Below are 23,977 nucleotides of genomic sequence, written 5' to 3' on the forward strand. Positions count from 1 at the left end.
TCAGACCTCCACGGTGGGGGAGTCGATGGTCACCGAGACGTCGTCCGGCAGCTCGGTCGGCGCGTCGGGGGTGCCGTGCTTCTCGACCGCGCGGGTCAGCGCCTGGTCGAGGTCGTAGATGATGTCGTCCGCGTCCTCGATGCCGACCGAGAGGCGCACGAGGCCCGGCAGGACGCCGGCGTGCAGGAGCTGCTGCTCGGTGAGCTGCGCGTGCGTGGTCGAGGCCGGGTGGATGATCAGCGTCTTCGCGTCGCCGATGTTGGCGAGGTGGCTGGCGAGGTCGACCGACTCGATGAAGGTCTGGCCGACGGCACGACCGCCCTTGACGACGAAGCTGAAGACCGAGCCCGGGCCCTTCGGCAGGTACTTCTGGGCGCGGGCGTGGTGCGGGTGCTCGGGCAGGCCCGCCCAGTAGACCGCCTCGATCCGCTCGTCGGCGTCGAGCCACTCCGCTACGCGGCGGGCGTTGTCGACGTGCGCCTGGATCCGGTAGGGCAGCGTCTCGACGCCCTGCGCGAGCAGGAACGCCGAGTGCGGCGCGAGCACGGGGCCGATGTCGCGCAGCTGCTCGGCGCGGAGCCGGGTGAGGAAGCCGTACTCGCCGAAGTTCCCGTCCCACGACAGCCCGCCGTAGGACGCGACGGCGTCGTGCAGCAGGGGGAACTTCTCGTGCGAGTAGTGGAAGCGACCCGACTCGACGACGATGCCGCCGAGGGTCGTGCCGTGCCCGCCGAGGAACTTGGTCGCCGAGTGGATGACGATGTCGGCGCCCCACTCGATCGGGCGCACCAGGTAGGGCGTCGCGACGGTCGAGTCGATGATGAGCGGGATGCCCGCGGCGTGCGCGACCGCGGCCAGGCCCTCGATGTCGGCGATCTCGCCGGAGGGGTTCGCGATGGTCTCGGCGTAGAGCACCTTCGTCTTGTCGGTGATCGCCGCCGCGTAGTCGGCCGGATCGCTCGACTGCACGAAAGTCGTGTCGACTCCGAAGCGCCGCAGCGTGACGTCGAGCTGGGTGATCGAGCCGCCGTAGAGGTTGGCCGACGAGACGACGTGGTCGCCGGCTCCGACGAGCGCCGCGAAGGTGACGAACTGCGCCGACAGGCCGGAGGCGGTCGCGACGGCCCCCAGGCCGCCCTCGAGACTCGCCACCCGCTCCTCGAACGCCGCGACGGTGGGGTTCGACAGGCGGGAGTAGATGTTGCCGTACTTCTGCAGGGCGAAGCGCGCGGCCGCGTCGGAGGTGTCGTCGAAGACGAACGCGCTCGTCTGGTAGATCGGCAGCGCGCGCGCTCCCGTCACCGGGTCGGGGATGTTGCCCGCGTGGATCGCACGCGTCTTGAAGCCGTACTCGCGATCTGCCATGCATCGACGTTAGCCGCCGGCACCGACACCGGAGGGCCGCAGGTGTCGCATCCCGTAACACTCAGGCGGAGGCGTGCACCGCCACCAGCGCCATCGCCGCGATCGCGACCCACGACGCGAACGCGACGACCAGCGCCCGCCACCCCGTCGTGACGAGCGATCGGAGCCGCACGGCGCTCCCGAGAGCGAACAGCGCGGCGGCCAGCAGCCAGGTCTGCGCGACGTCGGCGGCGGCGACGACCTCCGGTGCGAGAGGCACGAACGAGCGCACCAGCACCGCGGCGAGGAACCCCGCGACGAACAGCGGCACGACGGCCGGCCGGGGTCCGCCTCCGTCGCCCCGGCGCCGCGACACGGCGGCCGCGATCGCGACCATCGGCGCGAGCATCACGACCCGCGTCAGCTTCACCACGACCGCGATCGCGAGCGCGGACGCCCCGGCGACCTGCGCCGTCGCGACCACCTGCCCCACGTCGTGGACCGAGGCCCCGACCCAGTGCCCGAACGCGAGATCCGAGAGACCGAGCGGCTGCTGCAGCGCCGGCAGGATCGCGATCGCGAGGGTCCCGCAGAGGGTCACCAGCGCGACCGGGACGGCCTGCTCCTCCTCCTTCGCGCGGGTCGCCCCGGCCATCGCCCCGATCGCGGAGGCGCCGCAGATCGAGAAGCCCGCGGCCAGCAGCAGCGGCTCCTTGCCGGGGAGGCGCAGCGCGCGCCCGAGAGCGTAGGTGATGGCGAAAGTGGCCAGCACGATCGCGACGACCACGAGGATCGCGATTCCGCCGAGCCCCGCGATGTCGACCAGCGAGAGCTTGAGCCCGAGCAGCACGATCCCCGTGCGCATCAGCGTGCGCGACGAGAACTTCAGCCCCGGAGAGAGCCTCCCGAGCGCGGGCCGCGCGGCCGGGATCTGCGCGATGACGATCCCGAGCGCCACGGCTGCGGTCAGCATGGGCACGGCGGGGAACGCGGAGTGCACCGCGAACGCGATCAGGGCGGCGAGAGCGCAGACGGCGACCCCCGGCGCGAGACGCCGGAGCGTCAGACCCACGACGGCAGCCACATGTGCGCCTGCCAGAACGCGAACGACGTCTGCTGCCCCGTCCAGAGTGGATAGAAGTAGGCCGTGAGCGCCGCCGCCGCCAGCACGAAGACGCCGACGATCACGATCCCTCTGGTGCGCTTGCGGCGCTCGTCACCCGGGGAGCCGAGCAGGATCCCGGCCGTGAGGGCGAGCGCGAGCATCATGTAGGGCTCGAAGACCACGCAGTAGAACTGGAACACCGTGCGGTCGAGGTAGAGCATCCACGGCAGGTACCCGGCGACGATGCCCATCAGCACGAAACCCGCGCGCCACTCGCGGTAGCGGGCGAAGCGGTAGAGGAGGTAGCCGAGCGCGATCACTCCGGCGTACCAGATCAGCGGATTGGCGACCGAGGTGATCGCCTCATCGCAGCGCGCCGCCGTGCAGCCGTCGACGCCGGTCGCCTGGTCGACGAAGTACATGCTCGTCGGCCGCTGCATCAGCAGCCACGTCAGCGGGCTGGCCTGGTACGGGTGCGTGGCGCGCAGGTTGATCGAGTAGTCGTACATCTGCACGTGGTAGTGCCAGAGGCTCTGCGCCCAGTCCGGCACCCACGCGAGCGCGCCCGTCCAGGCGTTGCCCGGCGCCTCCGTCGCCCACTGCCGGGCCCAGCCGCCGGAGGTGCGCAGCCAGCCGAGCCAGGTCGCGAGGTAGGCGACGAGCGCGATCGGGACGACCAGGAGGAACGTGACTGGACCCTGCTTGAGGAGCGCTCCGCTCGCCCAGAACGGCACGCCCGCGCGGCGGCGCATCATCGCGTCGACGAGCACCGAGTAGAGGCCGTAGGCCGCGAGGAAGTAGATGCCCGTCCACTTCACCCCGGCCGCGAGGCCGAAGAAGAGGCCCGCCGTCAGGAGCCACGGACGCCACCACAGCACGGGGCCCCAGCTGGGCAGTGCTCCGGCCGCGACCTTCTCGGCCAGCCGCAGCTCGGCCCAGCGCCGGTCGAGCAGGACCGCCGCCACTCCGCAGAGGGCCACGAACATCAGGATGCCGTCGAGCAGCGACACCCGCGACATCACGATCGCGTGACCGTCGAGCGCGAGGAACGCGCCGGCGAGGGAGGCGATCAGCGTCGAGCGGAAGAGCAGCTTCGCGATGACGATGACGAGCGCGACCGCGAGGATGCCGACGATCGCCGTCGAGAGGCGCCAGCCGACGCTGTCGTCCGCGCCCAGCGCTCCCATCCCGAGCCCGATGATCCACTTGCCCAGGGGCGGGTGCACCACGAACGACGGTGCGCCGGTGAAGGTGTCCACGGCGCCGGAGATGAACCCGGGATCGGCGTCCTCGGGCCACGCGCCCTCGAACCCGAGGTTCCAGAGGGTCCAGGCGTCCTTGACGTAGAAGGTCTCGTCGAAGACGAGCGACCGCGGGTGGCCGAGGTTCCAGAGGCGGAGGAACGCGGCGACCACCACGACGAGCAGGGGCAGCCCGAGGTCGTAGAGACGGCGGCGCGCCGGCGTGGAGACGAGGCGGCCGAAGACGTCGTCGAACCAGGAGCCGCGCGGCACCTCGGCGCGGGTCCGCGGAGTCGGCACGGTGGTCGCGACGGGATCGAGCGGTTCCGATCGCGTCGACCCGGCGGAGTCCAGAAGGAGGTCGTCGAAGTCGCGCTGCGGTCGGTCCGTCACTCGGCCATGCTAACCGGGCGGCGGGGCCCCTCCTCCGCCCGATCGCCCGCATCACGCGGATCGGACGAGATCGGCCGGACGGAGTTCCTCCCGGCTGGGAGGATGGCCGGATGATCATCCTCGCCGGCACGCCCATCGGAAACCTCGGCGACGCCTCGAGGCGGCTGGTGGAGGCGCTCTCGACCACGGAGCACATCGCGGCCGAGGACACCCGGGTCACGATCCAGCTGCTGCGCGCCCTCGGCATCGAGAACCGGCCGACCCTCTACGCCCTGCACGACCACAATGAGCGCGAGCGCTCGGCCGAGCTGGTCGAGCTCGCCCGGAGTCAGGACCTCCTCGTGCTCAGCGACGCCGGCATGCCCACGGTCTCGGATCCGGGCTACCACCTCGTCGAGACCGCCGTCGCCGCCGGGGTCGCCGTCACCGCCCTGCCCGGCCCGTCGGCGGTGCTGATGGCGCTCGCCGTCTCGGGCCTGCCGACCGACCGCTTCAGCTTCGAGGGCTTCCTGCCCCGCAAGCACGGCGAGCGCGTCTCGACGTTCCGCGCCCTCGTCGACGAGCGGCGCACCATGGTCTTCTTCGAGTCGCCGCACCGCATCGGCGACGCGCTCGCCGATCTCGTCGAGGTGATGGGCCCCGAGCGCCGGGTCGTCGTCTGCCGCGAGCTGACCAAGATGTTCGAGGAGGTGCGCCGCGGCCCCGCGGCCGAGCTCGCCGAGTGGGCGGCCGGCGGGCTCCGCGGCGAGATCTGCCTCGTCGTCGAGGGCGCGCCCGTGCGGGAGGCGTCGCTCGAGGACGCGCTCGCGGCCGTCCTCGAGCGGGTCGCCGCGGGCACCCGGCTCAAGGAGGCATCGGCCGAGGTCGCCGAGCACACCGGTCTCTCGCGCCGGACCCTCTACGAGGCGGCGCTCGCCTCGCGACGAGGCTGAGCGCCGCCGGTTCCTACGCGCAGGTGCCCTCGCGGCGGAACGAGTCGTCGCCCTGATCGCTCTGGCTCTTGTCGGTGCCCAGACCGCCCGCCGCGGTCTGGACGGTGCTCGTGATCGTGGCCGACGGATCCGTGGTCGTGGCCAGGTCGATCCGGAGGGTCGCACCCGGTGCGACCGGCTCGGTGGTGAACCAGTACGACGAGCCGCCCGACGAACCGCCGACCCGCATCGTGGTCGGCACGCCGTCGATCGTCGCCGAGGCGATCGCGACATCCGTCAGGAGGCGGTCGTCGTAGTAGTAGTAGACCTGCGTGTCGACCGGGACCGGGTTCGCCCCGGTGCTCGCGACGACGATCGCGCTCGCGTACGGGTAGGTGCAGCTCGCCGTGGTCAGCTCGGCCCACTCCGCGCTGATCGCGCCGTTCCACGGCACCACCGTGCCCACCTCCGCCGTCGACGAGATGGCGTCGTTCGAAGGGTCGGAGTCGGCGCCGGCGGGCGAGGACAGCGTGAACGAGTGGGCGGTCAGATTCGCGAACGCGGTCGTGAAGTCGTGGATCGCGCCGGCGTCCTCCTGGGTCAGCACGTCGGCGAAGCGCGGCCCGAACACGACGTCCGCTCCGGCCGGGATCGGCACTGAGATCACCGCGGTGAAGGTCGAGTGGTCGCCCTCGACGACCGGGCCGGTGATCGAGACGGCGCTCGCCGGGATGTCCGATCCGGTGGCGACGGTGAGCGAGGGCGAGCCGAGGACCCTGTCGTCGGATCGCATGACGACGACGGTGCCGGCCGGCGCCGCCTCCGGACCGGCGTTGTGCACGGTGGGCGAGAAGAAGGTGTTGTAGCCCAGGTACTGCGTGCGGTCGTCGTTGTACCAGCCGCCGTCATCGCCCGAGAAGTTCTGCATCTGCAGATCGAATCCGGCGGTCGAGCTCGCGGCGGCGGCGGGAGTCGCGGTGGCGGTGGCGACCACCGGGAGGGTCCACGCGGCGGCGACGAGGGCCGTCCGTCGGCTGAGCAGGGCGGAGGTCGAGGTGACCTTGTCGTGAGGAGTCATGGTGCATCCGTCTCGTAGGGGTCGTGGAACCCGACGAGGCTAGGTCGCGCCCGAGGGGATGTCACCTCGGGCGACATGATGTCCGCACCCGGCCAGCGGGGGTCTGTCCGGCCTCGGCGTCACACGCCGGAGGGCGCGCGGCGCGAAGAATAGGATGGTCGCCATGTCCGACGGCGCCTCCTTCTATCTCACGACCCCGATCTTCTACGTGAACGACGTCCCGCACATCGGGCACGCGTACACCGAGGTCGCCGCCGATGTGCTGACGCGCTGGCACCGCCAGTCCGGCGACGACACCTGGCTGCTCACCGGCACCGACGAGCACGGTCAGAAGATCCTGCGCACCGCGACCGCGAACGGAACCACCCCCAAGGAGTGGGCCGACCGCCTCGTGCGCACCGCCTGGCAGCCGCTGCTCGAGACCATCGACATCGCCAACGACGACTTCATCCGCACCACCGACGAGCGCCACGAGGTCAACGTGCAGCGCTTCCTCCAGAAGCTCTACGACGAGGACGCGATCTACACCGGCGAGTACGAGGGCTACTACTGCGTCGGCTGCGAGGAGTACAAGCAGCTCTCCGATCTCGAGGAGGGCACGGGCGACTACACCGGGCAGTACGTCTGCAAGATCCACTCGAAGCCGGTCGAGCTGCTCAAGGAGAAGAACTACTTCTTCAAGATGAGCGAGTACACCGAGCGCCTCCTCGCGCTCTACGAGGAGCGTCCCGACTTCATCCAGCCCGAGTCGGCCCGCAACGAGGTCGTCAGCTTCGTGCGCTCCGGGCTCGCCGATCTGTCGATCTCGCGCTCGAGCTTCGACTGGGGGGTGAAGGTGCCGTGGGACGACTCTCACGTCGTCTACGTCTGGTTCGACGCCCTCCTCAACTACATCACCGCGGTCGGCTACGGCCAGGACGAGGCCGAGTTCGAGCGGCGCTGGCCGGCCACTCACATCGTCGGCAAGGACATCCTCCGCTTCCACGCCGTCATCTGGCCCGCGATGCTGATGGCTGCCGGGCTCGAGGTGCCCAGGCAGGTCTTCGGCCACGGCTGGCTGCTCGTCGGCGGCGAGAAGATGTCGAAGTCGAAGCTCACCGGCATCGCGCCCGAGCAGATCACCGACACCTTCGGCTCGGATGCGTTCCGCTACTACTTCATGCGCGCGATCACCTTCGGCCAGGACGGCTCGTTCTCGTGGGAGGACCTGTCGGCCCGCTACCAGGCCGAGCTCGCGAACGGATTCGGCAACCTCGCCTCCCGCGTGATCGCGATGCTCCACCGCTACTACGACGGCGTCGTGCCCGAGCCGGGTGCGCCGACCGAGGCGGAGGAGCGCGTCCAGCGCACCGTCGCGGAGGCGGCGACCACGGCCGACAGTGCCATCGAGACCCTCGCGATCCACGACGCCATCACCGCGGTGTGGACCATCGTCGACGAGCTCAACGGCTACATCACCGAGCAGGAGCCGTGGGCGCTGGCCAAGTCGGGCGACCGCGAGCGTCTCGGCACCGTGCTGTACACGGCGTCGGAGGGGCTCCGCGCCCTGGCCGTGCTGCTCTCGCCGGTCGTGCCCCGCGCGACCACCCTGCTCTGGGAGGCGCTCGGCGTCGAGGAGGCACTCGGCTCCCTCACCGCGCAGCCCGTCCGCGAGGCGGGGGAGTGGGGGCGCCTGCCCGTCGGCACGACGGTCGGCACGCTCGCGCCGCTCTTCCCGCGCATCGAGGTCCCGGTCGCCTGACGGGGCCGGGAGTCCAGCCCCGGCGGCCTGTCGGGCCCTCCCGCTAGCCTGGAGCGCATGACCGACAGCCAGCACGTCCGCGCCCGCGAGAACACCTCGGGCCGCGACCTGACGTACCCGCCGCTGCCCGAAGCGCTCGTGGTCCCCGTCTACGACAACCACACGCACCTCGAGATCGCGGACGGCCTCGAGCCCCTGGACTACCGCGAGCAGCTCGATCGTGCCTCCACCGTCGGCGTCCGCGGCGTCGTCCAGGTCGGCACCGACGTCGAGACCAGCCGCTGGTCGGCCGAGATGGCCGCCTCCGAGCCGCGCATGCTCGCCGCCGTCGCCATCCACCCCAACGAGGCGCCCGAGCTCGAGGCCCGCGGCGAGCTCGACGAGGCCCTCGCCGTGATCGCCGAGCTCGCGACGCAGCCCCGCGTCCGCGCCGTCGGCGAGACGGGGCTCGACTTCTTCCGCACCGGCGAGAGCGGTCGCGCCGCCCAGTACCGCTCGTTCGAGGAGCACATCCGCATCGCGAAGGAGACCGGGACGGCGCTGCAGATCCACGACCGCGACGCGCACCGCGAGGTCATGGACACCCTCCGCCGGGTCGGCGCCCCCGAGCGCACCGTCTTCCACTGCTTCTCCGGCGACGCCGAGATGGCGCGGATGTGCGCGGAGGAGGGCTGGTACCTCTCCTTCGCCGGCAACGTGACCTTCAAGAACGCCGAGCCGCTGCGCGAGGCGCTCGCCGCCACTCCGCGGCACCTGATCCTCGTCGAGACCGACGCGCCGTTCCTCACCCCGAGCCCGTTCCGCGGCCGCCCCAACGCGCCCTACCTGATGCCGCACACGGTGCGCGCGATGGCCGAGTACCTCGAGACCGACGTCGGCCACCTGGCCGCGACCATCGCCTCCAACACCGAGCAGGTCTACGGCGAATGGGGCGGAGAGGTCGGCTCCGAGCCGACCGAGCCCGTCGGGCCGCTCGCATGAGCGGACGTCACGCGGCCGAGCCCGCCGCAGTCGAGGTCCCCAAGCTGCTGGGTCCGGCCGAGATCCGCGATCTCGCGCAGATCCTCGACGTCACCCCGACCAAGAAGCTCGGGCAGAACTTCGTGCACGACGCCAACACCGTGCGCCGCATCGTCAAGCTCGCCGGCGTCGAGACCGGCGAGACGGTCGTCGAGATCGGTCCGGGCCTGGGGTCGCTGACCCTCGGCCTGCTCGAGGCGGGCGCCGGAGTGGTCGCCGTCGAGATCGACGGCCGCCTCGCCGAGCAGCTGCCCCGCACGGTCGAACTGATGGCTCCCGGCGCCGAGCTCGAGGTCGTGCACGCCGACGCGCTGCGCGTGCTCGAGCTGCCGGGGGAGCCCGCGCGGCTCGTCGCGAACCTCCCGTACAACATCTCCGTGCCGGTCCTCCTGCACTTCCTCGAGCACTTCGCGAGCATCCGCTCCGGAGTGGTGATGGTGCAGGCCGAGGTCGGGCACCGGCTCGCCGCCGTGCCCGGCTCGAAGGTCTACGGAGGCCCGAGCGTGAAGGCCGCGTGGTTCGGCTCCTTCACCACCGGCGGCACCGTCTCGCGGCAGGTGTTCTGGCCTGTCCCCAACGTCGACAGCGTGCTCGTCTCCTTCGAGCGCGGCGTCGAGCCGGGAGACGAGACCCTGCGCCGCGCGGTGTTCGCCGTGGTGGACGCGGCGTTCGCGCAGCGGAGGAAGATGCTCCGTCAGTCGCTCTCCAGCCTCTTCGGCGACAGCGCCGCCGCCATCGACGCGCTCGAGTCGGCCGGAGTGCCGCAGACGGCGCGCGGCGAGGAGCTCGGGGTCGAGGAGTTCACCGCACTCGGACGCGCGCTCGACCCGTCGCGCGTACCGGTCCGGGGCGGCTCCGTGCCCGACGGGACCGCCTCCGACGACGACTTGGACGACGCCGACGAGGACGCCGACGAGGCCCTCCCTGCCCGGGACGAGAGCCGCTCCGCCACCCTGTAGCGTGGGTGCATGGCCCCTCGCGCGATGTCGACCCGGGTCCACGCGCGGGCGCCCGGCAAGATCAACGTCTTCCTCAAGGTGGGCGCCGTGCGCGACGACGGGTATCACGAACTCGCGACGGCCTTCCAGTCGCTGTCGCTCTACGAGGACGTGTTCGCGACCGAGGCCCCCGACTTCTCGGTCGAGTTCTCGGGCTCGATCGACACCGCCGCTCTCGCCACCGACGGCTCGAACCTCGCCATCAAGGCGGCGCGAGCCCTCGCCCGCGCCACCGGCTACCGGGGCGGCGTGCACCTCGAGATCGAGAAGAACGTGCCGATCGCCGGGGGGATGGGAGGCGGCTCCGCGGACGCCGCAGCGACCCTCCTCGCCTGCGATGCGCTCTGGGGCACCGCGTGCACCCGCGAGCAGCTGCTCGGCATCGCCTCGAGCCTCGGCGCCGACGTGCCCTTCTCGTTCACCGGAGGCACCGCGATCGGCGTCGGGCGCGGCGACGAGCTGAGCCCCGCGCTCGCCAAGGGCCGCTTCGAGTGGGTGCTGGTGCTCTCGGAGGAGGGCCTGTCGACCCCCGAGGTGTACAGCGAGCTCGACCGGCATCGGGAGCGGCACCTGCACGACTTCCGCCCGATCTCGGCGACTCCGAGCATCGACGCGAACGTGCTGCAGGCCCTGCGGGCGGGCGACGCGGCGATGCTCGCCGACGCGATGCACAACGATCTTCAGGCGCCGGCCCTGCACCTGCAGCCGGGACTCGCGAGGATCCTCGAGCTGGGCGAGGGGCGCGGGGCGCTCGGCGGTCTCGTGTCCGGCTCCGGCCCGACGGTCGCCTTCCTCGCGCCGGACGCCGACGCCGCCGAGGAGCTGCGTCGTGAGCTGAGCGCGGCGCGTCTCCGGGCCGTGCGCGTGACCGGGCCGGTGCACGGCGCCCGCATCCTGTCGAGCTAGGCGCCGGCTCCTCCTGTACCTGCGTGATCTGCCGGCGATGGTGCGGTCTGCAGGCGATGGTGCGCGGTCTGCAGGAGGTGGTGCGGTCTGCAGGAGGTGGTGCGGTCTGCAGGTGATGGTGCGGTCTGCAGGCGATGGTGCGGTGTGCAGGCGATGGTGCGGTCTGCAGGAGATCCGGCCCCGTCGAGTCGACGGCATGCGGCGGGAAGCGTGTTCCGGCTGCGAACTCCTGCAGATGGCACGAACTCCTGCAGATCGCACGAGTCGCCGGCCCGCAGTCAAGCCCCGGACTCGTGGCCTAGAGTGCCGCTCATGCCCCCCAGACGAGCCGCACTCCTCGCGATCCTCACGGGGATCGTCGCCGCCGCAGTCGCGCTCGCGAGCGCTGAGCTCGTGGCCGTGTTCACCGGCGCCGGAGGCAGCCCGCTCGTCGCGGTCGGCGGCTTCGTCATCGACATCGTCCCGCCCGGAGTCAAGGACACCGTCATCGCGCTGTTCGGCACCGCGGACAAGATCGTCCTGCTGGTCTCGGTCGGCTTCGCGGTCGCGCTCCTCGCGATCGCGGCCGGCCTGCTCGAGTTCCGCAAGCCTCCGCTCGGCGTGCTCGTGCTCGCCGTCGTCGCGGGCCTCGGTGCCCTCGCCGCCGTCACCCGCGAGGGAGCGCCCGGTCTCGCCGCCGCGCCGAGCGTCGTCGGGATGGTGGTGGGTGCCGCGTTCCTGCGCGCCGCCGCCGCCCGCCTCCGCGGCTGGGAGGAGGAGCCCGCGCGCGGTGCCACCGACCGCCGCTCCTTCCTCCGGCTCGTCGGCATCGCCGGTGCCGCCGCCGTCGTGGTCGGCATCGGCGCACGCGTCGTGACCGCCGCCTCCGACGCCGTCACCGCCGTGCGTGCGGCCGTGAAGCTGCCGGCGCCGGCGAGCACCGCCCCCGCCGTCCCCGCCGCCGCGGTGCTCGACGACATCGAGGGCATCACTCCGTTCGTCACCTCGAACGCCGACTTCTACCGGATCGACACCGCGCTCTCGGTGCCGTCCGTCGATCCGGCCGACTGGTCGCTCCGCATCACGGGCATGGTCGAGGAGGAGGTGACGATCACCTGGGACGAGCTGCTCGCGCTCCCGCTCGAGGAGCACCTGGTCACGCTGTCGTGCGTCTCGAACGAGGTCGGCGGCGACCTGATCGGCACCGCCCTCTGGCTCGGCTACCCGATCCGCGATCTGCTCGCCCGCGCGCGTCCGCTCGCCGGCGCCGACATGGTGCTGTCGCGCAGTGTCGACGGATTCACGGCGTCGAGCCCGCTCGAGGTCCTGCAGGACGAGGGCCGGCCGAGCATCGTGGCGGTCGGGATGAACGGCGAGCCGCTGCCCGTCGAGCACGGCTTCCCCGCGCGCCTGGTCGTGCCCGGGCTCTACGGCTACGTGTCGGCGACCAAGTGGGTCACGGAGCTCAAGGTGACGACCTTCGCCGACGACGTCGCCTACTGGTCGACGCGCGGCTGGACCGAGCGCGGACCGATCAAGATCGAGTCCCGGATCGATGTGCCGCGGCAGGGCCAGGCGGTCGCCGCGGGCACCGTCGCGGTCGCCGGAGTCGCCTGGGCGCCGCACACCGGCATCGCGGGGGTCGAGGTGCAGGTCGACGGGGGCGCCTGGCAGCCCGCTCGCCTCGCCGAGGCCGTCACCGCCGACACCTGGATCCAGTGGCTCTACGAGTGGGAGGCGATCGCAGGCGACCACGTCCTCCTGGTGCGCGCCACCGACTCCGAGGGCCTCGTGCAGACCCCGGAGGAGGCGCCCCCGGCACCCGACGGAGCCTCCGGCTGGCACATGCGCACCATCACCGTGGCCTGAGCGGGCCTCCGCGCGGCGGCCTGCGGCGTTGTCGTCGGTCGCGATACCGCCGGTATCGCTTCCTCCTCCGCCTTGCATTCCACCGCGCGGAGTCCCGCTCAGTGCTGCTGGCTCGGCGTGCAAGACCCAGCCGGTAAAATAGGCCCCTATGGCACATCTGCTGGGCGCCGAGGCGCTCCGACTCGAGTACCCCACGCGGGTCATCTTCGACGACGTCTCCCTGGGCATCGAGGAGGGCGACAGGATCGGCATCGTCGGACGCAACGGCGACGGCAAGTCGACGCTCCTCCGCCTCCTCGCTCAGCGCATCGAGCCCGACAGCGGCCGCGTCACGCACCGCCGGGGCGTCACCCTCGGCATGCTCGACCAGGCCGACACCGTCGATGAGGAGCTCACCGTCGCGCAGGCCGTGGTCGGCGGCCTCGAGGAGCACGAGTGGGCCGGAGACGCGCGCACCCGCGACGTGATCGCCGGGCTCCTGCGCGACGTGCCGTGGGACGGCGTCGTCGGCTCGCTCTCCGGAGGCCAGCGCCGCCGCGTCGCCCTGGCCAAGCTGCTCGTCGGCGACTGGGACGTCGTGTTCCTCGACGAGCCCACGAACCACCTCGACGTCGAGGGCATCGCCTGGCTCGCCGAGCACCTCAAGCGCCGCTGGGCCGCCTCCTCCGGCGGGCTCGCGGTCGTCACCCACGACCGGTGGTTCCTCGACGAGATCTGCACCGCCACGTGGGAGGTCCACGACCGCCTCGTCGAGCCCTTCGAGGGCGGCTACGCGGCGTACATCCTGCAGCGCGTCGAGCGCGACCGGATGGCCTCCACGATGGAGTCCAAGCGCCAGAACCTGATGAAGAAGGAGCTCGCCTGGCTCCGACGCGGCGCGCCCGCCCGCACCGCCAAGCCCAAGTTCCGCATCGACGCGGCGAACCAGCTCATCGAGGACGAGCCTCCCGTGCGCGACAAGGTGTCGCTGTCGCAGCTCGCGGTCTCGCGGCTGGGCAAGGACGTCGTCGACCTGCTCGACGTCACCGTCCGCTACGGCGAGCGGACCGTGCTCAACCGCATCGAGTGGCGGATCGCCCCGGGCGAGCGCACCGGCATCCTCGGCGTGAACGGCGCCGGCAAGTCGACCCTCCTCGGTCTCGTCGCGGGCAGCGTCCAGCCCACCGGAGGCAAGGTCAAGCGCGGCACCACGGTCCGCGTCGCGATCCTCGACCAGCAGCTGCGCGAGCTCACGGAGGTGCAGCACCAGCCGGTCCGCGAGATCATCGCGGAGCAGCGCACCAGCTACTCCATCGGCGGCAAGGAGATGACGCCGGGCCAGCTCCTCGAGCGCCTGGGCTTCTCGAGTGCGCAGCTCTCGACTCCGGTGAAGGACCTCTCGGGCGGGCAGCGCCGCCGCCTCCAGCTGCTGCTCATCCTGCTCAGCGAGCCGAACGTGCTGATCCTCGACGAGCCGACCAACGACCTCGACACCGACATGCTGGCCGCGATCGAGGACCTCCTCGACTCCTGGCCCGGCACCCTGCTCGTCGTCTCGCACGACCGGTACCTGCTCGAGCGCGTCACCGATCAGCAGTACGCGGTGATGGACGGCGCGTTCCGTCACCTGCCCGGCGGAGTCGACCAGTACCTCGAGCTGCGCCGCGCGCTCGAGAAGGGGTCGCCGGCCGCGTCCTCGGGAACCGCCTCCGCCGCCACCCCGGGTCTCGCGGGTGCCGAGCGCCGCACCGCGACCAAGGAGGTGTCGGCGATCGACCGGCGCCTGTCGAAGCTCGGGCAGCTCACCGCCGACGTGCACGAGAAGATGGCGACCCACGACCCCGACGACTACGACGGCATCCTCGAGCTGAACGCGAAGCTCCGGGCGTACGCCGACGAGACCGCCGAGCTCGAGGTGCGCTGGATGGAGCTCTCCGAGCTGCTCGAGGCCTGAGGTCCGCCCGACCTCAGCTGAGAGTGCCGCTCGCGCGCCATGGTGCGCGAGCCGCACTCCTGGCTGTTGTCGCGTTCAGCCGAAGTCGAGCGAGAGCTTGCGCAGGAGCTGCGCGAGCCGCTCCTGCTGCGCGTGCGTGAGGGCGCCGAGCAGCTCCTGCTCCGCGTCGACCAGCCGGGTGATCGCCGCGTCGACCCGGGCGAGCCCGGCGGGCGTCATCTGCACGAGCACGCCGCGTCCGTCGTTCGGGTCGTCGAGGCGCTCGACCAGGTCGCGCTCGACCAGGCGGTCGATGCGGTTGGTCATGGTGCCGCTGGTGACCATGGTCGCCTGCAGCAGCTGCTTCGGGCTCATCCGGTAGGGGGCACCGGCGCGGCGCAGCGCCGAGAGCACGTCGAACTCCCACGTCTCGAGCTCGGAGCGGCCGAACGCGATGCCGCGTGCGCGCTCGAGCTGCTTGGCGAGCCTGCGCATGCGCGAGAAGACCTGCAGGGGAGTGAAGTCGAGGTCGGGCCTCTCGCGCACCCAGGCGTCGACGATCCCGTCGACCTCGTCATTCGCACTCACCCGTCCATTCTGGCGGGTGGCGGGCCGGGAGGCGGCAGGGTGCGGAGGAGGCCGCGGGCGGATGGCAGGATGGACGGCGCGCGCGGGAGCGCGGTCCGCCATGGTGTAACGGCAGCACGGCAGCCTTTGGAGCTGTCCGGTCCAGGTTCGAATCCTGGTGGCGGAGCAGGGGTCACCCACGCGGCGGGCCTCGGAGGAGAACGAGACATGGTCGACAGCACGCTCGCGGTGGTGATCCTGGCCGCCGGTCAGGGCACCCGGATGAAGTCCCGCACCCCGAAGGTCCTGCACAGGCTGGCGGGCCGCCCGCTGCTCGGGCACGTCCTCGACACCGCGTCCTCGCTCGACGCGGCGCACGTGGTCACGGTCGTGCGCCACGAGCGCGAGCGGGTGGCGGAGGCGGTGCTCGAGCACACTCCCGCCGCCCTCGTGGTCGACCAGGACGACGTCCCCGGCACCGGCCGCGCCGTCGAGCTCGGCCTCGCCGCTCTGCCCGACGACTTCGACGGGACGGTCGTGGTGCTCAGCGCCGACGTGCCCCTGCTCGACGCGCCGACCCTCCGTCGCCTGGTCGACGAGCACCTCGTGGCCGCGAACGCTCTGACTATGCTGTCGTGCGTGCTCGAGGACCCGACCGGCTTCGGCCGCATCGTCCGCGCCGTCGACGGCGGCTTCGCCTCCATCGTCGAGCAGAAGGACGCGAGCGACGACGAGCTCGCCCTCACCGAGACCAACGCGGGGGTCTACGCGTTCGACGCCGCGGCGCTGCGCTCGGTCATCGGCGCCATCGGCACCGACAACGCCCAGCGCGAGAAGTACCTGACGGATGCCGCCGCCGCGCTCAAGGCCGCCGGCCGCGCCATCGAGGCCGTCCCCGTGCAGGACCGCTGGCTCGTCGCCGGCATCAACGACCGCGCGCAGCTCGCCGACGCCGCGCTCGAGCTCAACGCCCGCATCGTGCGGCGCTGGCAGCTCGAGGGCGTCACGATCCAGGATCCGGCGACCACTTGGATCGACGTGGACGCCGTCCTCTCGCCCGACGTCGAGATCCTCCCCGGCACGCAGATCAAGGGACCGACCGTCATCGCGAGCGGCGCGATCATCGGGCCCGACACCACCCTCGACGCCTGCGAGATCGGCGAGGACGCCGTGGTCAAGCGCTCGGATGCGACCCTCGCCGTCATCGGGGCCCGCGCCCAGGTCGGCCCCTTCTCCTACCTCCGCCCCGGCACCGTGCTCGGTGAGCGCGGCAAGATCGGCACCTACGTCGAGACGAAGAACGCGACCATCGGCGCCGGCTCGAAGGTGCCGCACCTCTCGTACGTCGGCGACGCGACGATCGGCGAGGAGTCGAACATCGGCGCGGGCTCGATCTTCGCCAACTACGACGGAGTGAGCAAGGCCGCCTCGATCGTGGGGTCGCATGTGCGAGCCGGGTCGCACAACGTCTTCGTCGCCCCCGTTAGAATCGGCGACGGAGCGTACACGGGCGCCGGCACGGTCATCCGCAAGGACATCCCCGCCGGAGCCCTCGGGATCACCGTCGCTCCGCAGCGCAACATGGCCGGGTGGGTCGAGGCCCACCGTCCGGGGACCGCGTCGGCCACCGCCGCCGAGGCAGCCCAGGCGTCGGAGTCCGAGGACTCCGACCTGCCCACCGGAGGAAGCGGAGAACTGTGACGGCCATCACCGCCAGCAACAAGAAGAGCCTGGTCCTCGTGTCGGGGAGGGCGCATCCGGCACTGGCGGAGCAGGTCGCCGCCGAGCTCGGCACCGAGCTCGTGAACACCGAGGGCCGGACCTTCGCGAACGGCGAGCTCTACGTGCGGTACGGCGACTCGGTGCGCGGCGGCGACGTGTTCGTCCTGCAGTCGCACACCTCGCCGATCAACGAGTGGCTCATGGAGCAGCTCATCATGGTCGACGCACTCAAGCGCGCCTCGGCGAAGCGCATCACCGTCGTCGCGCCGTTCTACCCCTACGCCCGGCAGGACAAGAAGGGCCGCGGGCGCGAGCCGATCTCGGCCCGCCTCGTCGCCGACCTCTTCAAGGCCGCCGGTGCCGACCGCATCATGTCGGTCGACCTGCACGCCGCGCAGATCCAGGGCTTCTTCGACGGCCCCGTCGACCATCTCTTCGCGATGCCCGTGCTCCTCGAGCACTTCCGCGAGAAGCTCGACCCGAAGACCCTCACCATCGTCTCGCCCGACATGGGCCGCGTCCGCGTCGCCGACATCTGGAGCGACAAGCTCGGCGTCCCACTCGCGATCATCCACAAGCGCCGCGACCCCAAGGTCGCCAACCAGGTCTCGGTCCACGAGATCGTCGGAGAGGTCTCCGGCCGCGTCTGCCTCCTCGTCGACGACCTCATCGACACCGGCCGCACCATCGCCAAGGCCGCAGAGGCCCTCAAGGCAGCGGGTGCCATCGGAGTCGTCGTCGCCGCCACCCACGCGGTCTTCTCCGACCCCGCCCGCGAACTGCTCAGTTCCGAGTTCATCGACTCGGTCGTCGTGACCGACACCCTCCCCCTGCCCGAGGAGAAGCGCTGGGACCGCCTCACGATCCTCCCCATCGCCCCGCTGCTCGCGCGAGCGATCCACGAGGTCTTCGATGATGGATCCGTCACCTCCATGTTCGACGGCGACGCCTGAGCGCACCTCGGAGACGCCATCCGCGGCGTTGTCCTCGATCGCGATACCTCCGGTATCGCTTCCTCGTCCGCCTTGCGGCTGACGCCTCCGAGGCGCGCTCAGGACGGCTGGTGAGGCTGCCGCGGGCGGCTGGTGAGGCTGCCGGGGTCTGCTGAGCGAGGCTGCCGCCGGCTGCTGAGCGAGGTCGGCGCTACCTGCGGGCGAGGCTGGCGCTGCCTGCGGGCGAGGCTGGCGCTGCCTGCTGATCGAGTACCCCCGGAGCGGGCGTGGCGGGATCCCCCTGCCTCGGACGGTGGGCGCGTCACCCGGTGCACCTAGGGTGGGCGAGTGGCTGTGCGATCGGATCAGACCCGGACGGGGGGTTCGATGGGCGCGCTCCGGGAGCCCGGTTGGGCGCTCGGGGTGGCGGGTCTGTTCCTGGTGTGGGCGCCGGCGGCGCGGGAGGCCGGCTGGTGGCTCCTTGTCGGGCTCGGGATCGCGGTGGTCGCCGCGGGGCTCGGAGTCGTCGCCGACGCCGGTCGGGAGGTTCAGGACGGACCGACAGGGGCGTGGCTGAGGCTCGCGGGACGAGCCCTCGCCTCCGCTGCCATCGCTCTGACGGCCGCGGAATCGGTGCTCGGCGCGAGTGCGCGGCCGGTCGCGATCCTGCTCCTCGTCGCGGTCACGCTGTTCGTCGTCCGCGGGGGAGTGCTCCGTCCGCGCCTCGCCGTGACGCTCGGAGCCCTCGTCGGACTCCTGCTGGCCGCCGCGGTCGTGATCGTGCTGCTCGCGCCTCCGGTCGTCAGGTCGTCCGACCTGATCCTGGGCGGCCCGGAGGGCGCCGTCACCGCGGCCGCCTACCTGCTCCTCCTCGTCGTGCCCGCCGCGCAGCAGGCGACCTCGACCCGCCGATCCCTCCTCCGCCTCGCTGTCGCCGCCCTCGTCGCCGCTGCGGTCGGCACCGGGCTGCTGCTCCTCGTGGGGCCGGAGGCGCTCGCGGCCTCGGCCACTCCGCTCCGCGCCCTCGCCGAGGGCACCGCGGCCACCGTCCCCGTCGCGATCGCGGCGGTCCTGGCCTCCCTCGTCGCGCTCGTCGTGCTGGCACGGCGCGACGGCTCCGCCCTCGTGCGCCTCGCCGACGAGGGCGAGATCCCCGGGCCGTTCGCCCGGCGCAACCGCCGGACCGGGGTGCCGTCGGCCCTCCAGCTCGTCGTCTGCCTCGTCTCGGTGCTCGCCGTGGTGATCCTCGATGCGGATGCTCTGCTCGCCTTCGCGGTCGGCGCGGGGCTGGTCGCGTCGATCCTGCGCCGCCTCGACCGGGGTGTGGCGGGTGCGCGCTGGCCGGCCGTCGTGTCGGCCGCGCTGGCGCTGATCCTCCTGCTCGCGCTGCCGTCGGCGACGGCCGCTGCGGTCGCAATCGTGCTGGCGGGGCTGCTGATCGTGCGCTCGTTCCGGCGCTGACCGCGGTCAGGCTCCGGCGGCCGCCACATCGTCGAGGACGTGACCGGGGAGCCGCAGCGCCAGCGGATCGGCACGGACTCGGTCGAGACCCGAGCGCACGGCCCCGAGGGCGACGGCCTGGTCGCCGAGAGTCGACGCCACGATCCGCGGCACCGGGGCGTGCACGCGTCCGACGAGCCGCCGGGCCACCTCGGTCAGGAGCGGCTCGGCGGAGGCGGAGAGGGCGCCTCCGACGACGATCAGCGAGACGTCGAGCAGGTTCGCCAGGGTCGCGGCGATGTTGGCGAGGCGCTCGGCGAGGCGGTCGACGATGTCGCGGGCCAGGGGGTCGCCCGCCGCGGCGGCGGCGAGCACGTGCTCGGCTCCGGGAGCGTCGATCCGGTCGAGGAGGGACGCAGGATGGCCGGGGACGGCGAGCGCCTCGTGCGCCCAGACCCGGGCGAGGGCGGCGATGCCCTCGGCCGACCCGACGCCCTCGACGAGGTCGAGGTAGCGCATCTCGCCGGTGAGCCCGCGGGCGCCGCGCAGCAGCCGGCCGCCGAGGACCACGCCTCCGCCGAGCCGCTCGCCCGAGAGCAGGGCCACGTAGTCGTCGGACGCGACGGCCGCCCCGCGCCAGCCCTCGGCGAGGGCCGCGAGATTGGCGTCGTTGTCGACCACCGGCTGCCAGCCGCGGTCGGCGAAGCGGTCGGCGAGCCCGGGGTTCATCACACGCCAGAAGTCGTTGTCGCCCTCGGGGGAGCGGCCCAGGGCGTCGACGGGTGCGGGGACGCCGAACGTGATCGCGAGCACGCCGGAGTCGGCGATCCCCGCCTCGGAGAGGGTGCGGTCGAGGACGCGCTCGATGTCGGCGAGGCGGCGCGCGGGGGAGACGTGCTCGTGCGCCACCGGCTCGGTGCGCCGGCCGACGGGCTCGCCGAGCAGGTCGGCGACGAAGACCCCGACGCTGTGCTGGCCCGCGTCGACGCCCACGACGGCTCCGGCATCGCGGCGGAGCGAGTAGCGACGGGCGGGACGCCCCTTCACGTAGTCGCCGGCCGCGCGCTGGTTCTCGAGCTCCTGGATCCAGCCGAGCTCGATCAGGTCGTCGCACACCGCGATGACGGTGGAGCGGGTCAGCCCGGTGCGCTCGATCAGGCCGGAGGCCGTGAGGGGTGCTCCGCTCCAGGCCTGCCCGAGGACCTCGAGGGCGTTGCGGCGCCGTTGGAACGAGAACGAGCTGCCGTCGGACATCCGCTGCACCTCCCTCTTGACCCCGGGCGGATCGGCTGCAACAGTACATCGCGTACTAGATTTTCTCATTAGATTTAGTCGGAACAGCAACTTATCCACGACCCACGGGAGACGACGACGTGCCCCTTGCACCCCCTACCGCCGGCGGCCTCAGCCGGCGCGCCCTCCTCGCCGCGGCAGGAGCGGGCGCCGCGACGCTCGGCCTGTCGGCCTGCGCCTCGCCCGCCTCCTCCGGCGGCGTGACCGAGATCACCTTCTTCCAGTCCAAGCCCGAGGTGATCGGCTATTTCGGCGACGTGATCGACCGTTTCCACGCGTCGCAGTCGCGGATCCGCGTGGTGCACGACTTCTCGTCGAACCTCTCGGCCGGCTTCGTCCGGAGCAACCCGCCCGACCTCGGCTGCCTGAACTACAACTTCGAGGTGGCGCGCTTCGTCGAGCGGGGGGCGCTCAGCGACCTCTCCGACATGCCGGAGGCGGAGCGGATCAATCCCGCGATCCAGCCCCTCATCGAGCAGACCGCGTCCTACCCGGATCGCACCAGCGTCCTGCCGTACTCGCTGATGATGGCCGCGGTGCTCTACAACCGCGAGATCTTCGCGGCGCAGGGACTGGAGGTGCCCACCACGTGGACCGAGTTCCTCGCGGTCTGCGACGCCCTCACCGCCGCGGGCATCACTCCGATCTACGGAACCTACAAGGACCCGTGGACGGTCGCGCAGGGGCTGTTCGACTACTCCGTCGGCGGCACCGTCGACCTCGACTCCTTCTTCACGCAGCTGAAGGAGCAGGGCGCCGACGTCGGCGCCTCGTCCCCGGTGTCGTTCGAGAAGGACTTCGCCGCCCCGGTCGATCAGATGCTGCAGGTCGCCGCGTACTCTAACCCCGATGCGGCGAGCCGCGCCTACGGCGACGGCAACCTCGCCTTCTCGAACGGCGAGGCCGCGATGCTCTTCCAGGGGCCGTGGGCGCTCAGCGAGATCGCGAAGACGGCGCCCGACCTCTCGATCGGAGCGTTCCCCCTGCCGATGACCGACGACCCCGACGACCGCCGGGTGCGGGCCAACGTCGACCTGGCGCTCTGGATCCCCGAGGCCTCGGACAAGAAGGAGGCGGCGCGCGAGTTCCTCTCCTTCCTGATGCAGCCCGAGATCATCGACGCCTACAACGCCGACAACAACGCGTTCGGAGTCACGACCGACGCCCCCGCCGTCACCCAGCCGACCCTGGTCGAGCTGCAGGAGTTCTACGACAGGGCCGCATTCAGCCTCGGTGCCTCGCAGCTCGTGCCGCAGAACATCCCGCTGCAGAACTACCTCCAGGGCATCGTGCTCGGCTCCGACCCCGCGTCGACGCTGCGCACCGTGGACGCCGACTGGGCGCGCATCGCGTTCCGCTCCTGACCCTCCCCTTCTCCCCACCTCACCGCTGTCCAGAACATCTCAGAGACGAGACACCCATGGCACTCTCGACACCCACTCGAGCGGAGGCGCGTCCCACCGAGGCGCCCCGCCCGGCCGTCCCGGAGCGGCGCCGGCCGCGCACCGACAGGACCTTCCTCCTGTACTTGCTCCCCGCGCTCGTGCTGTTCACGCTCGCGATCACCCTGCCCGCTCTGATGGGCATCTTCTTCAGCTTCACCGACTCGATCGGCTTCGGCGAGTGGTCCTTCATCGGGCTGACGAACTACGTGGCGCTGTTCTCGGACCCGGCGATCGCCGCCTCCTACGGCTTCACGGTCCTGCTCGCCCTGGTCACCGTGCTGGTCGTGAACGTGGTCGCGTTCCTGCTCGCGATCGCGCTGACCTCGCAGATCCGCGGCAAGGTCGCCCTCCGCGCGGTGTTCGTGCTGCCGATGGTCGTGTCGGGCATCATCATCGCGTTCGTCTTCAACTTCCTCTTCTCGAACTCGCTGCCCGACTTCGCGGCCTCGGTCGGAGCCACTCCGCTGGCGACGAGCATGCTCGCCGACCCGAATCTGGCGTGGCTCGCGATCGTGATCGTGACCGCGTGGCAGTCGGTCCCCTCCGCGCTGCTGATCTACATCGCCGGGGTGCTCTCGATCCCCGGGGACGTCTACGAGGCCGCCTCGCTCGACGGCGCCTCGAGCTGGGGGCAGCTGCGCTCGATCACCCTCCCGCTGGTCGCGGGCTACGTCGTGATCAACCTCGTGATCGGGTTCAAGAACTTCCTCAACTCGTACGACATCATCGTCGGCCTCACCGACGGCGGCCCCGGAACCTCGACGCGCAGTGTCGCGATGACGATCTTCACGGGCTTCACCAGCGGCGACTACGCCTACCAGATGGCCAACGCCACGATCTTCTTCCTCATCGCGCTCGTGATAGCGCTCGTGCAGTTGCGCGTCTCGCGCGGAAAGGCGGCCTTCTGATGACCAGCCAGGTCCCCCTCGCCCCGTCCCTCCCCGGGACCCGGGCGGCGGCCGACGCCGACGCCCGCCGCGGCTCTCGACGCAAGCGCTCGAGCCTGCTCCTCACCATCGTGCTCGCGATCTGCGCTCTCTCGGTGATCGGCCCGCTCTGGGTCACGCTGACCATGGCGTTCAAGACCACGGCCCAGGCGGTCGACGGCAACGCCTTCTCGATCCCGCTGCCGTTCTCGGTCGAGGGCTTCGTGCAGGCATGGAACCTCACCGACTTCCCCCGCGGCTTCGCCATCTCGGTGCTCGTCTCGGCGATCACGGTGGCCGGCACGATCGTCCTCAGCGCACTCGCGGCGTTCGCGATCTCGCGCAACTGGAGCAAGCGCTTCTACCGCTGGTCGTTCTTCTACCTGCTGGCGGCGATGTTCCTGCCGTTCCCGGTGCTCGCGCTCTCTCAGGTGTCGCTCACCGGCCTGGTCGGCCTCGACAACCCGATCGGCGTCGCGATCCTGCACGTGATGTTCCAGCTCTCGTTCAGCGTGATGCTGTTCACCGCGTTCCTCCGCTCGCTGCCGGAGGAGCTCGAGGAGAGCGCGCGCCTCGACGGGGCGACGACGAACCAGGTGTTCTGGCGGCTGGTGTTCCCGCTGCTCGCGCCGATGAGCGCGACGGTCGGCATCTTCGCCTTCCTCGCCTCCTGGAACGACTTCATGATGCCGTCGCTGATCACCTCCGACCCGTCGCTGCAGACGCTGCCGGTGCTGCAGAAGATCTTCCAGACGCAGTTCAGCAACGACTACAACGTGGCGTTCGCGTCGTACCTGATGGCCATGGCGCCGGCGATCATCGTCTACCTCTTCACGCAGCGGTGGGTCATGTCCGGCGTCACTCAGGGCGCCATCAAGTGAGCCCGCGGGTCTCGGGGCGGCCATCTGCGGCGTTGTCGTCGGTCGCCGTAGCTCCGCTACGACTCCCTCCTCCGCCTTGCAGCTCACCACCCCGAGACCCGCGGGCGCGACTCCGGGGTAGCGGGGGAGTGGCCGCGCTGCGCGCGAGCCGGTGGGGAGGGGCCGTGCTGCGCGCGAGCCGGGCGAGCGAGTTCTGCTGATCGAGCAGCCCGCGCAGCGGGCGTAGCGAGGTCGGTGTCCTCAGCGGGGTGACCCGGACGAATCAGATCGATCA

General features: G+C 71.6%; 19 protein-coding genes and 1 tRNA gene. 14 read left to right on the forward strand and 6 right to left on the reverse strand.

The genetic code is table 11. The features are described 5' to 3' along the window. The 3 genes from ASG06_RS11005 to ASG06_RS11015 form a co-directional block, all read right to left on the reverse strand. Window positions 1-1,365: an O-acetylhomoserine aminocarboxypropyltransferase/cysteine synthase family protein gene (locus tag ASG06_RS11005; protein WP_082499137.1), complete on the reverse strand. Its 1,365-nt coding sequence runs from the start codon at window positions 1,363-1,365 to the stop codon at window positions 1-3. A gap of 61 nt (window positions 1,366-1,426) precedes the next feature. Continuing rightward, window positions 1,427-2,428 (reverse strand): YeiH family protein, encoded by a 1,002-nt coding sequence (locus tag ASG06_RS11010; protein ID WP_231727678.1) that lies wholly within the window; start codon window positions 2,426-2,428, stop codon window positions 1,427-1,429. Then, window positions 2,407-4,083 carry a dolichyl-phosphate-mannose--protein mannosyltransferase gene (locus tag ASG06_RS11015; protein WP_231727679.1) on the reverse strand — a complete coding sequence of 559 codons (1,677 nt, stop codon included), beginning with the start codon at window positions 4,081-4,083 and terminating at the stop codon, window positions 2,407-2,409. Before ASG06_RS11015 ends, ASG06_RS11010 begins: the two co-directional genes overlap by 22 nt. 110 nt (window positions 4,084-4,193) lie before the next feature. Between ASG06_RS11015 and rsmI the strand changes: the two genes are divergently transcribed. After that, window positions 4,194-5,015 (forward strand): 16S rRNA (cytidine(1402)-2'-O)-methyltransferase, encoded by an 822-nt coding sequence (gene rsmI / locus ASG06_RS11020; protein WP_056041957.1) that lies wholly within the window; start codon window positions 4,194-4,196, stop codon window positions 5,013-5,015. A gap of 13 nt (window positions 5,016-5,028) precedes the next feature. On the opposite strand, the gene ASG06_RS11025 is transcribed toward rsmI, so the two are convergent. Further along, window positions 5,029-6,072, reverse strand: coding sequence for a hypothetical protein (locus ASG06_RS11025; RefSeq protein ID WP_056041959.1), 1,044 nt, complete (start codon window positions 6,070-6,072; stop codon window positions 5,029-5,031). A gap of 163 nt (window positions 6,073-6,235) precedes the next feature. On the opposite strand from ASG06_RS11025, the gene metG reads away from it, so the two are divergent. The 6 genes from metG (at window position 6,236) to ASG06_RS11055 (ending at window position 14,518) form a co-directional block, all read left to right on the forward strand. After that, window positions 6,236-7,813, forward strand: a complete 1,578-nt coding sequence (metG, locus tag ASG06_RS11030) for a methionine--tRNA ligase (protein ID WP_056041960.1) — start codon at window positions 6,236-6,238, stop codon at window positions 7,811-7,813. Window positions 7,814-7,870: 57 nt separating this feature from the next. Beyond that, complete coding sequence (locus ASG06_RS11035; protein ID WP_056041962.1) at window positions 7,871-8,794, forward strand: TatD family hydrolase; 924 nt, start codon at window positions 7,871-7,873, stop codon at window positions 8,792-8,794. Then, window positions 8,791-9,792, forward strand: coding sequence for a 16S rRNA (adenine(1518)-N(6)/adenine(1519)-N(6))-dimethyltransferase RsmA (gene rsmA, locus ASG06_RS11040; protein ID WP_082499138.1), 1,002 nt, complete (start codon window positions 8,791-8,793; stop codon window positions 9,790-9,792). Before ASG06_RS11035 ends, rsmA begins: the two co-directional genes overlap by 4 nt. 9 nt (window positions 9,793-9,801) lie before the next feature. Further along, window positions 9,802-10,737: a 4-(cytidine 5'-diphospho)-2-C-methyl-D-erythritol kinase gene (locus ASG06_RS11045; RefSeq protein ID WP_056041964.1), complete on the forward strand. Its 936-nt coding sequence runs from the start codon at window positions 9,802-9,804 to the stop codon at window positions 10,735-10,737. A 312-nt stretch (window positions 10,738-11,049) separates the two neighbouring features. Further along, complete coding sequence (locus ASG06_RS11050) at window positions 11,050-12,585, forward strand: molybdopterin-dependent oxidoreductase (protein ID WP_056041965.1); 1,536 nt, start codon at window positions 11,050-11,052, stop codon at window positions 12,583-12,585. Window positions 12,586-12,733: 148 nt separating this feature from the next. Continuing rightward, window positions 12,734-14,518 carry an ABC-F family ATP-binding cassette domain-containing protein gene (locus tag ASG06_RS11055; protein WP_056074154.1) on the forward strand — a complete coding sequence of 595 codons (1,785 nt, stop codon included), beginning with the start codon at window positions 12,734-12,736 and terminating at the stop codon, window positions 14,516-14,518. A gap of 75 nt (window positions 14,519-14,593) precedes the next feature. Here the strand turns inward: ASG06_RS11055 and ASG06_RS11060 are convergent, their stop codons facing one another. After that, window positions 14,594-15,085: a MarR family winged helix-turn-helix transcriptional regulator gene (locus ASG06_RS11060; RefSeq protein ID WP_056041969.1), complete on the reverse strand. Its 492-nt coding sequence runs from the start codon at window positions 15,083-15,085 to the stop codon at window positions 14,594-14,596. Window positions 15,086-15,179: 94 nt separating this feature from the next. Between ASG06_RS11060 and ASG06_RS11065 the strand changes: the two genes are divergently transcribed. From ASG06_RS11065 to ASG06_RS11080, 4 genes are all read left to right on the forward strand, one after another. Further along, a tRNA-Gln gene (locus ASG06_RS11065) sits at window positions 15,180-15,251 on the forward strand. A 41-nt stretch (window positions 15,252-15,292) separates the two neighbouring features. After that, window positions 15,293-16,765, forward strand: a complete 1,473-nt coding sequence (gene glmU / locus ASG06_RS11070; protein WP_056041976.1) for a bifunctional UDP-N-acetylglucosamine diphosphorylase/glucosamine-1-phosphate N-acetyltransferase GlmU — start codon at window positions 15,293-15,295, stop codon at window positions 16,763-16,765. After that, entirely contained in the window at window positions 16,762-17,739 is a 978-nt protein-coding gene (locus tag ASG06_RS11075) for a ribose-phosphate diphosphokinase (protein ID WP_056041978.1), read from the forward strand. Before glmU ends, ASG06_RS11075 begins: the two co-directional genes overlap by 4 nt. 366 nt (window positions 17,740-18,105) lie before the next feature. Next, window positions 18,106-19,179 carry a hypothetical protein gene (locus ASG06_RS11080; RefSeq protein WP_156465951.1) on the forward strand — a complete coding sequence of 358 codons (1,074 nt, stop codon included), beginning with the start codon at window positions 18,106-18,108 and terminating at the stop codon, window positions 19,177-19,179. 6 nt (window positions 19,180-19,185) lie between these two features. Here the strand turns inward: ASG06_RS11080 and ASG06_RS11085 are convergent, their stop codons facing one another. After that, on the reverse strand, window positions 19,186-20,412 hold the full coding sequence (locus ASG06_RS11085; RefSeq protein ID WP_056041982.1) for an ROK family protein: 1,227 nt from the start codon (window positions 20,410-20,412) through the stop codon (window positions 19,186-19,188). A 119-nt stretch (window positions 20,413-20,531) separates the two neighbouring features. On the opposite strand from ASG06_RS11085, the gene ASG06_RS11090 reads away from it, so the two are divergent. From ASG06_RS11090 to ASG06_RS11100, 3 genes are read left to right on the forward strand one after another with little or no spacing between them, the layout of a single operon-like run. Next, window positions 20,532-21,815: an ABC transporter substrate-binding protein gene (locus tag ASG06_RS11090; RefSeq protein WP_056041984.1), complete on the forward strand. Its 1,284-nt coding sequence runs from the start codon at window positions 20,532-20,534 to the stop codon at window positions 21,813-21,815. Window positions 21,816-21,871: 56 nt separating this feature from the next. Beyond that, window positions 21,872-22,804 carry a carbohydrate ABC transporter permease gene (locus ASG06_RS11095; RefSeq protein WP_056041985.1) on the forward strand — a complete coding sequence of 311 codons (933 nt, stop codon included), beginning with the start codon at window positions 21,872-21,874 and terminating at the stop codon, window positions 22,802-22,804. After that, a complete protein-coding gene (locus tag ASG06_RS11100) occupies window positions 22,804-23,703 on the forward strand; it encodes a carbohydrate ABC transporter permease (RefSeq protein ID WP_056041988.1) in 900 nt (299 codons plus the stop codon). The genes ASG06_RS11095 and ASG06_RS11100 overlap by 1 nt, the downstream gene beginning before the upstream one ends. The last annotated feature ends 274 nt before the right edge of the window (window positions 23,704-23,977 follow it).

The sequence above is a fragment of the Rathayibacter sp. Leaf185 genome, from assembly GCF_001423885.1.
GTDB lineage: Bacteria > Actinomycetota > Actinomycetes > Actinomycetales > Microbacteriaceae > Rathayibacter.

What these genes read in the sequence shown, in the direction of transcription:
- ASG06_RS11095 (WP_056041985.1), top strand. Translation starts at nt 21,872, where the DNA reads ATGGCACTCTCGACACCCACTCGAGCGGAGGCGCGTCCCACCGAGGCG.
- ASG06_RS11085 (WP_056041982.1), bottom strand. Translation starts at nt 20,412, where the DNA reads ATGTCCGACGGCAGCTCGTTCTCGTTCCAACGGCGCCGCAACGCCCTC.
- metG (WP_056041960.1), top strand. Translation starts at nt 6,236, where the DNA reads ATGTCCGACGGCGCCTCCTTCTATCTCACGACCCCGATCTTCTACGTG.
- glmU (WP_056041976.1), top strand. Translation starts at nt 15,293, where the DNA reads ATGGTCGACAGCACGCTCGCGGTGGTGATCCTGGCCGCCGGTCAGGGC.
- ASG06_RS11005 (WP_082499137.1), bottom strand. Translation starts at nt 1,365, where the DNA reads ATGGCAGATCGCGAGTACGGCTTCAAGACGCGTGCGATCCACGCGGGC.
- rsmI (WP_056041957.1), top strand. Translation starts at nt 4,194, where the DNA reads ATGATCATCCTCGCCGGCACGCCCATCGGAAACCTCGGCGACGCCTCG.
- ASG06_RS11100 (WP_056041988.1), top strand. Translation starts at nt 22,804, where the DNA reads ATGACCAGCCAGGTCCCCCTCGCCCCGTCCCTCCCCGGGACCCGGGCG.
- ASG06_RS11035 (WP_056041962.1), top strand. Translation starts at nt 7,871, where the DNA reads ATGACCGACAGCCAGCACGTCCGCGCCCGCGAGAACACCTCGGGCCGC.
- ASG06_RS11055 (WP_056074154.1), top strand. Translation starts at nt 12,734, where the DNA reads ATGGCACATCTGCTGGGCGCCGAGGCGCTCCGACTCGAGTACCCCACG.
- ASG06_RS11025 (WP_056041959.1), bottom strand. Translation starts at nt 6,072, where the DNA reads ATGACTCCTCACGACAAGGTCACCTCGACCTCCGCCCTGCTCAGCCGA.
- ASG06_RS11050 (WP_056041965.1), top strand. Translation starts at nt 11,050, where the DNA reads ATGCCCCCCAGACGAGCCGCACTCCTCGCGATCCTCACGGGGATCGTC.
- ASG06_RS11045 (WP_056041964.1), top strand. Translation starts at nt 9,802, where the DNA reads ATGGCCCCTCGCGCGATGTCGACCCGGGTCCACGCGCGGGCGCCCGGC.
- ASG06_RS11080 (WP_156465951.1), top strand. Translation starts at nt 18,106, where the DNA reads ATGGGCGCGCTCCGGGAGCCCGGTTGGGCGCTCGGGGTGGCGGGTCTG.
- rsmA (WP_082499138.1), top strand. Translation starts at nt 8,791, where the DNA reads ATGAGCGGACGTCACGCGGCCGAGCCCGCCGCAGTCGAGGTCCCCAAG.